Source organism: Microbacterium oleivorans, from assembly GCF_001644225.1.
GTDB lineage: Bacteria > Actinomycetota > Actinomycetes > Actinomycetales > Microbacteriaceae > Microbacterium > Microbacterium gawkjiense.
The window spans coordinates 45,432-58,002 of sequence record NZ_LSTV01000004.1 but is presented as its reverse complement, the minus strand read 5'-3'; the positions used below and the strand labels follow the sequence as shown (position 1 = coordinate 58,002).

9 protein-coding genes are annotated in these 12,571 nt (G+C 70.8%); 1 reads left to right on the top strand and 8 read right to left on the bottom strand.

Translation table 11 applies throughout. From position 1 onward, the window contains the following. Positions 1-42 precede the first annotated feature (42 nt). From AYL44_RS10755 to AYL44_RS10735, 5 genes are all read right to left on the bottom strand, one after another. Positions 43-1,839 (bottom strand): DUF4012 domain-containing protein, encoded by a 1,797-nt coding sequence (locus tag AYL44_RS10755; protein WP_064003300.1) that lies wholly within the window; start codon positions 1,837-1,839, stop codon positions 43-45. Between the two features lie 37 nt (positions 1,840-1,876). Continuing rightward, complete coding sequence (locus tag AYL44_RS10750) at positions 1,877-3,007, bottom strand: hypothetical protein (RefSeq protein ID WP_064003299.1); 1,131 nt, start codon at positions 3,005-3,007, stop codon at positions 1,877-1,879. Further along, positions 3,004-4,641, bottom strand: coding sequence for a sensor histidine kinase (locus AYL44_RS10745; protein ID WP_064003298.1), 1,638 nt, complete (start codon positions 4,639-4,641; stop codon positions 3,004-3,006). Before AYL44_RS10745 ends, AYL44_RS10750 begins: the two co-directional genes overlap by 4 nt. A gap of 45 nt (positions 4,642-4,686) precedes the next feature. Next, positions 4,687-6,174, bottom strand: coding sequence for a sugar transferase (locus AYL44_RS10740; RefSeq protein WP_064003461.1), 1,488 nt, complete (start codon positions 6,172-6,174; stop codon positions 4,687-4,689). Between the two features lie 115 nt (positions 6,175-6,289). After that, positions 6,290-7,951, bottom strand: coding sequence for a sensor histidine kinase (locus AYL44_RS10735; RefSeq protein WP_064003297.1), 1,662 nt, complete (start codon positions 7,949-7,951; stop codon positions 6,290-6,292). Positions 7,952-8,051: 100 nt separating this feature from the next. Between AYL44_RS10735 and AYL44_RS10730 the strand changes: the two genes are divergently transcribed. Next, entirely contained in the window at positions 8,052-8,417 is a 366-nt protein-coding gene (locus AYL44_RS10730; protein WP_231872782.1) for a response regulator transcription factor, read from the top strand. A gap of 4 nt (positions 8,418-8,421) precedes the next feature. Here the strand turns inward: AYL44_RS10730 and AYL44_RS10725 are convergent, their stop codons facing one another. Genes AYL44_RS10725 through AYL44_RS10715 form a run of 3 tightly spaced genes read right to left on the bottom strand, consistent with a single transcriptional unit; the run spans position 8,422 to position 12,547 of the window. Continuing rightward, positions 8,422-10,119: a hypothetical protein gene (locus AYL44_RS10725; protein ID WP_231872781.1), complete on the bottom strand. Its 1,698-nt coding sequence runs from the start codon at positions 10,117-10,119 to the stop codon at positions 8,422-8,424. A gap of 50 nt (positions 10,120-10,169) precedes the next feature. After that, complete coding sequence (locus AYL44_RS10720; RefSeq protein WP_064003296.1) at positions 10,170-11,042, bottom strand: hypothetical protein; 873 nt, start codon at positions 11,040-11,042, stop codon at positions 10,170-10,172. 2 nt (positions 11,043-11,044) lie between these two features. Next, the gene (locus tag AYL44_RS10715) at positions 11,045-12,547 is read right to left on the bottom strand and encodes a polysaccharide biosynthesis tyrosine autokinase (RefSeq protein WP_064003295.1); all 1,503 of its coding nucleotides are present in this window, start codon (positions 12,545-12,547) and stop codon (positions 11,045-11,047) included. Positions 12,548-12,571: the final 24 nt, after the last annotated feature.

The window sequence follows — 12,571 nt, the reverse complement described above, 5'->3', positions numbered from 1 at the left end:
CCTGGGGTTTCCGTTGCGTGACGATTCGGGGTGCCGGCCGGATCAGCCGAGGACCGCACCGTCGGCGGGGTCGCACGACGCGCGCACGACCGGCGGGAGATCGGCGTCGGCGGTGGGGGTGACCCATGCCTCGGCGTCACGGATGTCGGTGTCGGCGGTGACCTCGATCGTCACCGTCTGCGTGTCGCCGGGTTTCAGGTCGACCGAGTACGACAGCACCTGACGGCCGCCGACCATGCCGCCGCCGAACCCGCGCTCCGTCGTGATCTCGGAGGAGGCGACCTCGAAGCCCTCGGGCAGGTAGACCTCGCCGACGGTTCGGGCAGTTCCCGCCGGAACGCCGTATCTCTCCGCCCCGGTGATGTAGTCGGGCAGGGACGTGGCGGCATCCGCGGGGGCGTTGCTGGTGAGAGTGATGCTGAGCGAGAGCGTCCGGGATGTGCGACCGGTGCCGCAGCCCGACCAGGCGAGCTGGACGGCCGGGGTCACGTAGTAGTCCATCTTCGAGCCGGTGCCGTCGTTGAGATAGACCCCGAGGCGCGCGGTGTCGACGTCGCTGGCGACGAGGGCACCGGCCAGAGTGGTCTCGTCGAGGATGTCCTGATCCGCTTCGTCCGCGCTCCAGAGGTACAGTCGGTGCTCTTCGCCGGCCCGACCCAGCGCGGCGATGAGGGCCACGGGATCGAGGTCGCCGTCGGTCAGTGCCGCGAAGACCGCGCTCGCCGCGACAGCGAAGACCGCATCCTGCGCCTTCGGGTCCCGATACGCCAGGTACACATCGTTGAGCAGGTAGTCCACCGCGTTGGCACTCGTTAGTTCGATCCCGGTGGGGAGGGTGACCGGACCGGTCGCTTCGAGGAGATACGACAAGGCGACCGGGTCGATCGAGACGACGCTGTCGACGGGGCGATCGTTGCGCGCCGCGAACTCGCGCGCGAGCTCTGCCGTCAGCCGGAAGTCGGGAACCTGCGTGACGTTCTGCAGGAATCTTCCGGGCTTGGCCTGGTAGATCGTCGCGTACTCGCCCAGGTCGAGAACGGACTCCGGGTACGGTGCGAAATCACCCGAGCTGAGCTGCCCGTCGATGGACAATCGCCCGTCGTCTGCGCGGATGAACGTCGCGGCGCCGACGATCCCGCCGAGCGTTCGCCATTCGGCGTTGTTCTGCACGATGATCATGTGGTCGCGCGATCCATCTGCGCCGAGCATGGACGGGAGCAATCGGCTCGCCCGCGCAAGCGCGTCGGTGCCTGACGCGACCTGCGACAGCAGCCCGCCGACGTCGTCCAGCGCGTCCGCGATGGGTGCGACGAGCGGTGCGCGATCGATGGCGGTGACCTGGTCGCGGGCGGATGCCGCGACGGCGGCGCCGTCGGTGGCGGGCTGCGCGAGTGCGGCGAAGACCGATGTGTCGATCCGGCCGTCGACCGGGACGAACGCCTCGACGCCGAAGCCGGTGGCCACTGCGGCAATCGGGCGGGCGGTTCCCGTGACGACGTCATCGACCGAGGCGGCGACGTCGGCGACTGCCGCGAGCTGGGGACCCATCCATGGCACGCCTTCGGCGCCCTGCCAGATGGGGTCGGAGGTGAGCTCGCGCGCCTGGGCGGTGTGACGGGACATCTCGTCGATCGCCTCACCCGCGGCGCTCAGGTCGCCGAGGTCCGACGCGATCTCGGGCGCCCGCTTCTGCGCGCTCGAGAGGTGGTCGTAGGCGAGGTACCCGCGCACCGCGATCCACCCCAGGGCGAAGAGGACGAACAGAAGTGCGAGCCCGAGGACCCACACGACGACGCGCCCCGCGGTGCGGGCGGCAGGGGGCAGGAAGGTCTCGGGCATCGGCATGATCCTACGGGGGTCGGCCGACCGCGCCGGATCAGGGGGCGAAGACCGCGCGTTCCCAGCGGTCGCCGCCCGAGACCTGTGCGTGCGCGGCGGCGTCGCTTGCCGCCGCGCGCAGGCGGTCGAGGTCCCAGTCCGCGAGGGGCGCGGCAGCCACGCCGATGCTCGCCGACAGCCGGACGGGCACGGCCTGCTGGTCCGTGAACGTGCCGATCCGCTCGAGGAGCTGCGACATGAGTCCCCTCACGGCGGTGTCGGGACGCGGCAGCAGGACGAGGACCTGAGTTCGTGACACGGCGTGCAGGTCGGCCTCGGGCGGCATCACGTCGCGGATGTCGTTCGCGAAGCGAGTGGTCACGCGCTGGAAGGCCCGGCCGCTCGATGCCTCGAGCAGCTCACCCGGGTCGTCGAGGCGGATGTCGAGAAGAGACCACCAGCGGTCGTCGGCGGCTCTCGCGCGGGCGAGGCGGTCGCGCGCGATCGTCGAGAAGTCCGGTGTCCGCTGCGGGTCCGCGCTCTGCGAGCCGCGACGCACGAGATAGAGAAGCGTGACCAGCGCGCACACGAGATACAGCAGGGCGACGAGCTCGTTGAGCGCGTAGAGCCCGGACATGTCCGCCTCGGTCTGCCCACCCTGTCTGTTCACCCACCGGATGATGCCGTCGATGCCCACGAGAAGCGCGAGCCCGACGAATCCGACCGACGCGACGAGCAGCGGAAGAGACATCTCCAGCTCCGGCCGGCGCAGGCGGACGAGTTCCGACACGGCCAGTCCCGATACGACGGCCCCCACAGCGAAGGCGACGCGGAAGACCAAGCCGTAGACCTCCGTCTCCGCGGTGAGGCCCAGCGCCACGGTCAATACGCTGAAGACGGTGATCGTGGGGATCAGCATGATCGGCTCGCGTCCACGGCGCGCGCGCAGGCCCACCCAGATGAAGCCGGATGCGCACAGGATCGGGCCGTGCGCCGCGGCCCGCACCAGACTCGAATCGATCTGGTCCGCGGCGACGAGCAGATAGCAGCTCAGCATGGCGACGGCGAACCCGGAGGACCAGATGGCGGCCGCTCGTCCCGGAAAGGGCAGGAATCCGAGGCCGATCATCATGATCGTGCACGCTGTCGAGAAGGCGACCAGCACGATCGTCACATCGACGTGCGTCATTGCCCACCCCCCTCGTCACGACCTGCGGCGGGGAGACGGACCGTGACGGTCGTCCCGCGTCCGAGAGCGCTCTCCACCGCGATGCTACCCCCGTGGGCCTCGACGATGTCGCGGGTGATGCCCATGCCGAGGCCCGTGCCCTGGGCGGACCCCTCCTGCGCGTTCTGGGCTCGGAAGTACGGCGTGAACACCCGTTCGACGTCCTCGGGGGTCATACCGATGCCCTCGTCGGCGACCGAGATCACCACGCACCCGTCATCGTCGAGCACCGCGGTGACCCGCAGCGTGCCGCGATCGCTGTACTTGATGGCGTTGCTCATGATGTTGTCGACGACCTGCCGCAGGCGGAACTCGTCTCCGTCGACGGGGAGGGGGCCGGCGACGACCGGATCGATCGCGAGGGCCGAAGCGGATGCCGCCGGCTCGAATGCCGCGATGGAAGCCTCGACCAGGTGGGCGGCGTCGAACGTGGCGCGGTGGTCCTCGGCATCCGTCGACTGGGCGAGCAGCCCCTGGATCAGGGTGAGCATCCGCTCGCTCGCCGACTCGATGACGTCGAGGTGGTCGCGCTGGCCGGGCGTCAGGTTCGAACCTTCGAGCAGCAGATCGGCGTGGCCGAGGATCACGGTCAGCGGGTTGCGCAGCTCGTGCGCCACCACGCGCGTGACGTGCGGTCGTTCCCGCTGGGCCTCGGCGACGGCGGTGAGATCCGCCAGCTCGATCACGGCCGTGGGCTGGCCCAGCGAGTTCGGTGCCGCATCGCGGATGGACAGCCCGAGGGCGCGCCACGTGCCGGTGCGGTCGAAGAGCCAGAGGCGTTCGTTCTCGACCACCTCACCACGGCCTGCGCGCGCGATGGCCGTCTCGCTGGGACTGAGCGCACGGCCGCGGTAGTCGGAGTATTCGACGGCGCCGCCGAGCGGGAACCGCAGATCCTGCGTGTCGAGGGAGTAGAGCGCGCGGTACGCCGCGTTGGCGGAGACGATCTCGCCGCCGCGCGTGACACGAGCCAGAGCGACCGAGATCGAGTCGAAGAGGGAGTTGACCCGCTGCTCGGCCGACTGCACCCGGTCGACGGTCGCCGTCAGTCGTTGGGCCTGGTTTCGGGCGAGGATTCGGAAGGCCCGGGTGCGTCGTGCGCCGACGGCGATCGTGATGGCGAGGAACGTGAGGGCGAGCAGGATGATCAGGAGCTCGACGATGACCTCGGGGGAGAAGCCCCAGCGCGAGGGGTCGGCCAGGCTCATGACCCCGACGGCACTGATGGACAGCACGATCTCGGCCGTGCCGAAGTACGTCGCGACCCACGCGATCGGGAACAGCCACAGGTACCCGAGGCTGGGTTGTTCGAGGGTCAGGAAGCCGATGGCGACGATGTCGACGAGGGGGAGGACGAAAGCCGCGTGACGCGGCGCCCTCGCCCACGGCGTGACCAGGGTCGCGATCGAACAGATGATGATGACGAAGACGCCGATGAGATAGCCGGTGCTCGCCAGCAACGTCACATCGAGGATGCCGACGACCAGCGTGATCACGACGACGCTGAAGGTGAAGATGAGCTGCCACTGCCACACGGATCTCACACGCGTGCCGATGAGCTGACTGTCCGCCCAGCGGCTTTCGGTTGTCGGCATCAGTTGGCTCCGTCGCCAGTGTAGCCACGCGCAGAGCGCGCGATGTCAGTGGGCCGAGGCGCCCGGCTGCACGACCGCGCGCACCGTCTTGACCAGGATGAGCAGATCGTTGACGAGCGACCAGTTCTCCACGTAGTACAGGTCGAGGCGGACCGCGTCATCCCACTCCATGGTGGAGCGGCCGCTGACCTGCCACAGGCCCGTGATGCCGGGGCGAGCGAGCAACCGACGCTTCGCGGCATCCGTGTAGAGGGCGACCTCTGCGGCGATCTGGGGACGCGGTCCCACGATGCTCATCGACCCTCCCAGCACGTTGAAGAGCTGCGGAAGTTCGTCGAGCGAGTACTTTCGCAGGATTCGCCCGATGGGGGTGATCCGGGGGTCGTTGTGGATCTTGAACAGCGGCTTCTCGCTCGTTCCTTGCGCCTCGAGGAGGGCCCTCAGCTCCTGATCCGCGCCGACGCGCATCGAACGGAACTTCAGCATGTGGAACGGTTCGCCCGCTCGTCCGATGCGCTGCTGGCGGTAGAGGATGGGTCCCGGCGAGGACATCCTGACCAGCAGTGCGACACCGGCGAGAACCGGCGACAGGGCGATGATGAGGGCGAGCGATGCGCAGATGTCGAATGCGCGCTTGGCGATCTTCTGGCCCTTGCCGAACCTGGGCGTCTCGACGTGGATGAGGGGAAGTCCCGCCACCGGTCGGGTGTGGATGCGCGGTCCGGCGATGTCGGCGATCCCCGGTGCGAGAACGAGGTGCTGCCGACCGGGCTCGAGCTGCCACGAGATCTCTTTCACCTTGTCGACGGGGAGCTCGTCGGTGCTCGTCACGATCACGGTGTCGGCGTTGCACGCGGCCAGGGCCGAGGTCACAGCGGAGATCGATCCCATGATGGGGATGTCTGTGCCGTCGATCGTCTCGGCGATGGCGCCAGTGGGCACGCACGCACCGACGAGGTGGTACCCGGCGGATTTGTTCCGGAGCAGTTCGTTTGCGGTCTCGACGACGGATCGCCGCGAGCCCACGAGCAGGACGCGCGCGGAGTAGGCCCCCGTGCGCCGCTGGGCGATCAGCCACTGCCGCCAGAGCCAGCGCTCGAAGAGGAGGACGAGGATGCCGAGGGGCAGGCTGATGAGCAGGAATCCGCGGGCGACCTCGGTTTGCGTGAGGAACGCGATGATCGCGATGACGCCGAATAGCGTGACACTCGACTGGGCGATCCTGGCGTACTCGGCGGAGCCGGCGCCGATCACGCGGTGGTCGCGGGTGTCGGCGAGGCTGAGGGTCAGCATCCACACGAGGATGAGGGCGGTCGAGAAGCTCCAGTACGAGATCTCGCCGGCGACCCGTCCGGAACTGATGGCGAGGTCGGCGGCGCCGAGCCCGAACCAGGCGATCTGGGTGCCGTAGACGACCCAGATGAGGACGAGCAGGTCGCTGATCCATAGGCGGCGCGCGTAGATGCGGCGCCACGGTGCGGCGAAGGGGGCCGTCGCCGTCACCGGCGCGCGTTCGCTCTGTTCGTCTGTCATCTTGGTCATCGCCGTGCTCGCCACATTCCCCCCCAGGATGAGAGGGCTCTCACCTTCTCTCAAGGGGCACCGTATCAGTGACCTGTAACGCGAGTGTGTCGGGGGTGTCATCGATCTACACCGCGGGCGCCGCGGGAAGACGCAATGTCGCCCGCACGCCCCGCCCGGGCGTCGAGGCCAGCGTGACGTCGCCGTCGTTGCGGCGGGCGAGATCGCGGGCGTTGGCGAGCCCGAGGCCGAGGCCGCTGGCGGTGCGCCCCTCGGCCTCACGGCCGCGGAAGAAGCGCTCGAAGGCGCTCGCGAGGGTCTCGGGCGACATGCCCGGTCCGTCATCGGCGACGACGATCGCGATGTCGTCGCCGTCACGGCGGGCCTCGACCCAGACGGTGCCGGCCTCGGCGAAGGTGACCGCGTTCGAGACGAGACTCCAGAGCGCCCGCCGTGCGTCGGGTTCGGCCGCCCAGACGTGCAGACCGCTCGGCGTCGTCAGGAGGTGGGTGCCGCGGGCGACGGCCTCGGGGCGGTGGGCGTCGCACACCTCGAGGATGAGGTCGTCGACCGGGATGCGGGTGGGCTCGCCGCCCGAGGCGGCCTGGATCAGTCCGTCGAGCAGGCCCGCGAGGCGCGCGGCCCCGCGCCGGATCGCCTCGACCCAGCCGCGCTGGTCGCCCGACAGCGGGGAGTCCGTCAGCAGGTCGGCGTAGCCGAGCACGTTGGTCACGGGGGTGCGCAGTTCGTGGCTCGCCGCGGTGACGAAGTCCTCTCGCTGGCGTTCGAGGTCGAGCTGCTGCGTCATCGCGGCCGCGCGCGCCCGCTCGGCGGCGGCGATGTCCTCGGCGGCCCGGACGGCGAGGGCGGCGTTGGTGCGCCCCTCGAAACGGGCGATCGAGACGAGCACGGTGAAGACGCCGATCGCGCTCATGAACACGACGAGCGTCACGGCGGCATCCCGCGACTCGACGGTGCCGAGCCCGCTCCTGCCCCCGGCGGTGAGGGTGAGGAGGAGGACCGCGATCGAGGTGAGCAGCGCCGACCAGGTGGCGACACGGACCGGGAAGCGCAGGCACGCCCCCGCGATCGCCGCGAAGGTCAGGAACGACAGGTGTGCGAGGCCAGGCGGGCCGAAGGCGAGGATGACGCTGGCTCCGACGGCCGCGGCGTGCACCACGAGTTCGAGGGGACGCGCGCGCTCTTCGCGGCCGACGGGGAGGATCGCGAGGCTCCCGATGAGGATCATGGCCGAGCTGTGCGAGGCGAAGATGACGATCGAGGTGGGGAAGAAGTCATCGCGCAGGAGCAGGACGTTGGTCGCGGCGATCCCGACGCTCGCGACGGCGGCGCCCCCGAGCACGGCTGCGACGAATCTCGTCGCCTGCGACAGCGTGTCGAGCCGCAACCCGGTGCCGCGGCGGGTGAGGAGCGCGGCGACCAGCAGCACCTCGAGGGTGTTGAAGAAGGCGTACAGCAGCCACAGCTCCCAGGAGCGGCCGGCGATCGCATTGGCTGCGGCGGTGAGGGCGAAGATCAGCGCCAGCACGATCCAGCGTCGTTCGGGCGCGACACGCAGTGCGAAGGCGAGCGACAGGCCGGCGGCCGGCCACCAGATGGCGATCGGCAGGCCGTTCGCCTGCAGGCGGACGCCGACCAGGGCGAGCAGCAGGATGCCGGTCGACGTGAGGGCCCACCAGAGGATGCGGCGGCCCGGGGCGAGGGGCGGTGCGAGGTCCGGCGTGCGGCCGCGCGGCAGCCCGTCCTGCCCGCCCTCGCTCCTCGTCACGCGTACACCGTACAGTCGGCGGTGTTCCGGTGGATACGGCGGTGTATTGTCTGCTGCATCGCCGACGTTCGGGGTCGGCTCGATGACGCGAGGTGAGCGCGTGGCACACGTGCTGGTGGTGGAGGACGACGTCGATGTCGCGTCGTTGCTGCAGCAGGTGCTCGCGCGTGTCGGTCATGAGGTCTCCGTCGCCCACGACGGCGGTGCCGGGCTCGATGCGGCGCATGCGCGGCATCCCGATGTCGTCATCCTGGATTGGATGATGCCGATCAAGACGGGCATCGAGGTGTGCTCCGAGCTGCGGGCGGATCCGGCCTTCGCCGACACCCGCATCCTCATGCTCACCGCCCGGTCGTCGCCGCACGACGTCTCGCGTGCGAAGGCCGCCGGGGTCGACGACTACGTCGTCAAACCGTTCACTCCGCGTCAGCTGCGGGAGCGGGTCGAAAACCTGCTTGTCGGCTGAAGCGTCAGTCGGCGGGCACCACGAGCTCGCGCTCGAGGACGACCTGATCGCCGACCTGCCGCAGCGCCGTGCCCGCCTCGCGCGTGCCGAGCCCCGCCGGGACAGCGAGGGTCAGTGCGCGGGGGGAGAGGATGCCGGGGCTCGAGACCCGCACCCGCAGCCGGTCGCCCGCGCGGGTGAGCTCGACGGCGGCGTCGCGCGCGCCGGAGTGCTTGACGGCGTTCACGAGGGCCTCGTTGACCATGCGGGTCGCCTCTTCGCCGATGCCCGGGCGGTCGAGGGCGGCGCGCGCGTCGTCGGCGATGCCGACGCGGATGTCCATCACCACCGACCACGCCTCGACGAGGTCCTCGATGGTCTTCTCGTCGACGGCGGTGGCTCCTGTGCGCAGGTCGTGGAGGATCTCGTCGGTCTGGGCGCGGAAGGCGACGAGCGTCGCCTCGTCGGCGGGGTTCTCGTCGACGTGCGCGGCGAGGATGACGCACCGGCTCTGCAGGCGGCCGTGTAGCAGGTCGCTTCCCCGGCGGAGGGGTGCACGCGCGGTGTCGACGGCGGTGGCAAGCGTGCGGGCCGCGGTGCGGAGAACGGCGGTGGCGCGTGCCTCTTCGGCGCGGGCGCGTCGGTAGGAGTCGACCGAGACTGCGATGACGCTCGCGGCGAGCGGCAGGCCGAGCAGCGGGACGAGCCCGAGCGCGCCGACGTCGGGCAGGAGTGTGTAGGTCAGCCACATGATGCCCACGCCCACGAGGGCCCACACGGCGAGGAAAACGAGACCGCGGGGTGTCGCGGGCAGGCGGCGCGCGCGACGGGTGACGGCGCCCGCGGCGAGGTCGAGGGCCGCGCTCGCCGCCAGGGCTGCGGCGGCGACGGACGGCCCGCCGTGGGCGAGGCCGAAGGGGAGGGTCGCGGCGACGTAGGTCAGTCCGACGGTGAGGGGCGGCGTTGCGCTGAGTCGCGCGAGGAGCGGCACACCGCGGGCGTCGTCGGTCGGGGCGAAGTCGGGCTGGTCGTCGGTCGGCCACTGCGTGAGTTCGTCGAGACGGTGGCTGGCCGACCGCACGCGGGTGGAGTAGTCGCGCACCGCGTCGTAGTCGACCGTGCCGGCGAGCAGGCGGTCGCGGTGCCGCGTGAGGTCGTCGGCCATCTGCGCGAGGATGCCGGGTACCTTCGTCTGCAGGTGGGCGGCCTCGGCCGTGCCGACGCGCATGAGGGCGCTCGCCTGGCGCAATCGTCGGGTCGTGGCCCGCAGCTGCCGGTGGTACGTCACGGCGACGGCGCAGACCGTGAAGAGGATGCCGGCGGTCACGATGTTCGTGGTGATCCGCGTCGTCCAGTTGCCGCCGGTGGTCAGCCCGAAGAGGCCCGCGCTGACGGCGTCGTTGAGGAACGGGCGGATTGCCGAGAGGCCGACCAAGGTCGCGATGACGACGGCGACGCGCTCGGCAGCGGTCTTCGCGAACCGGCGTTCGGCGTAGGCGGCGACGAGGCCGAGGAGGGCGAGTGGGACCCAGCCGATCGCCGCGACGGCGACGCCGCGCAGGTAGCCGTCGAAGGAGGGGATTCCGACGCTCGGCACGCTGAGGAAGGTGCCGATGACGAACGACATGAGCAGCGACCAGCGGGTGAAGTACTCGCCGCTCGCGAACGGTGCCGACAGGACGGCGACGGCGAGGTCGGTGCGGCGGCGCCACCTCGACGGCACCTCTGTCCTCACGCCCTGCACATGGGCAGCGTAGCGGCAGCGCGGGGTTCTCAGCGCGGGACGGTGGTCAGGTCGTCGCCGGTCCAGAGCAGCACCGTGTCGGGGGTGAGCGCGAGGGCTGCCGGGGCCGCGGCATCCGCTGTCACACAGGCGAGCGGGTCGGTGTCGGAGGTCAGCGACGTGAGCAGCAGCCCGTCGCAGTCCGGGGTGCGGGTCGCTGCGATGATCTCGCCGTCGAGGGTGTCGAGGGCGACGACGTCGGCGCCGATCGCGGTGGTCTCGCCGTCGGCGGCGGCGTACGCGGTGCCGTCGCAGAGGAAGGCGACCGTGCCGGCGGAGGAGCGCAGTCCCCACGGGGCGGGGCAGGGGGCGGCGAGGGGGTCGCCGTCGATGACGACGTCGGCGCCGACGAGGTAGTCGGAGCGCGCGAGCACGTCGTCGTAGGGCGACCAGAACGCGCCGTCGGTGAAGGTGCGCAGGGCCTGGGTCTCGCAGTCCTCGCCGACGTCGGCGACGGCGGTCGCCTGGGTGTCGGCGACGGAGCGCAGGGCGCGCACCTGGGCGATGTCGCGGTAGCGCGGGGTCTCGTCGGTCCAGGTCGTGCCGTCGTCATCCGATCGCTCGATGACGGGCGCCTCGCCCCCGCACGCGCCGGCGGTCGCGCGCCAGAGGATGTCGGCCCCGGCGGCGAGGTAGCGCTCGGCCGCGGCGGGTGCCGTCACCGCCGGAGCGGCGCTCGCCGTCGGCGACGGGCTGTCGACGGGAAGGGATGTCGAGGGCCGAGCGACCCGCTCGGGGTCGACTCCTTGCGTGCGCTGCAGAGCGAGCACGACCAGGCCGCCGACGCCCGCCGTCAGGGCGACGACGAGGACGGCGACGACGACGGAGGGCAGACCTCGCCGCGCCCGCGACCGGCGAGCCACGGTCAGCGGACGGCGGAGTCGCCGGCGTCGCGCGCTTCGCGCCGCGTGTCGAACCCGAGCTCACCAAAGGTGGGGGCGGTGTCGGGCACTACGGCGACGGGAGCCTTGCGCTTGCGGCCGCGCGCGGCCTTGGGCTGCTCTTGCACGTAGCCGTACCCGCCGTAGCCGTACCCGTAGCCGCTGTAGTACGAGTCCGGCCCGCGGGTCGGAACCATCGACATCACGAAGCCGGCGACCTTCGCGCCCACCGTGTGCAGCGCCACAACCGCACCCTCGAGCTGGTGGCGGGTGACCTTGCCGGCCGAGGCGACGAGGATCGCACCGCTGGTGCTGCGGGCGAGGATGGCGGCATCCGTCACCGGCAGCAGCGGGGGAGCGTCGCAGAGGACGACGTCGAAGTCGCGCTCGAGCACGTCGAGGAGGGTGCCCATCTGCTTCGAGCCGAGCAGCTCGCTGGGGTTGGGCGGGATCTTGCCGGCGGGCAGGACGAACAGGCTGCGGCCACCCCACGGGAGCATGACGTCGCCGATGCGAGTGCGCCCGATGAGTACGTCGGTGAGGCCGACGCCACCCTCGAGGCCGAGGTACTCGGCGACCTTGGGCTTGCGCAGATCGGTGTCGAGGAGGGCGACCTTCTTGCCGGCATCCGCCAGGGCGATCGCGAGGTTGATCGTCGTCGTGGATTTGCCCTCGCTGGGGACGGAGCTCGTGATGACGAAGCTCGCGCGACCGCCCATGTCGAGGAACTGCAGGTTGGTGCGCAGCGCCCGGAACGACTCGGCCCGCGGGCTGAGCGGGTCGGCGTGGACGATGAGCGGACGTTCCTTGGCCTTCGCGTCGTAGGCGATCGCGCCGAGCGAGGGGGAGGAGGTGATCTGCTCGGCGTCGCGCGGCGTGCGCACCTTGTTGTCGAGGACGGTGCGCAGCACCGCGATACCGATGCCGAGCGCGAGGCCTACGAGGGCGCCGAGAGCGAGGTTGAGCGGGACGTTCGGGCTGGCGGGGGCGAGGGCCGGCTGCGCGTCGCTGACGCGGGTGAGGCGGATCGGGCTGCCGCCCTCTTCGATCTGCGGCTCGATCTCGGGCACGACGGTCGACAGGCTCGCGGCGATCTGGTTCGCGAGGTCCGCCGCGGCGACGGCGTCGGCGTCGGAGACCGTGATCGTGATGATGGTGGTGTTGAGCGCCGACGAGGCGGTGACCTTCTCGGCGAGGGACTCGGCCGTGACGCCGAGGTCGAGCTCGGCGATGACCGGATTGAGCACGATCGGGGTCTTCACCAGTCCGACGTACGTGTTGATGCGCGTCTGCGCGAAGTTGGCGCCCTGCTGGATGTCGGATGCCGTGCCGCCGGTCTGCGTCGAGACGGCGACGCTGCTCGACGACTCATATACGGGGGTGCGCGTCAGCGAGTACGCCGCCGCCGCCCCCAGTCCGACGAGCGTCAGCACGACGATGACGAGCCAATTCTTGCGGAGGACGCGGATGTAGTCGCTGAGCTCCATGGTGCCTCTCGTGCCCACGCCCGG

What these genes read in the sequence shown, in the direction of transcription:
- AYL44_RS10740 (WP_064003461.1), bottom strand. Translation starts at nt 6,174, where the DNA reads ATGACAGACGAACAGAGCGAACGCGCGCCGGTGACGGCGACGGCCCCC.
- AYL44_RS10745 (WP_064003298.1), bottom strand. Translation starts at nt 4,641, where the DNA reads ATGCCGACAACCGAAAGCCGCTGGGCGGACAGTCAGCTCATCGGCACG.
- AYL44_RS10755 (WP_064003300.1), bottom strand. Translation starts at nt 1,839, where the DNA reads ATGCCCGAGACCTTCCTGCCCCCTGCCGCCCGCACCGCGGGGCGCGTC.
- AYL44_RS10715 (WP_064003295.1), bottom strand. Translation starts at nt 12,547, where the DNA reads ATGGAGCTCAGCGACTACATCCGCGTCCTCCGCAAGAATTGGCTCGTC.
- AYL44_RS10750 (WP_064003299.1), bottom strand. Translation starts at nt 3,007, where the DNA reads ATGACGCACGTCGATGTGACGATCGTGCTGGTCGCCTTCTCGACAGCG.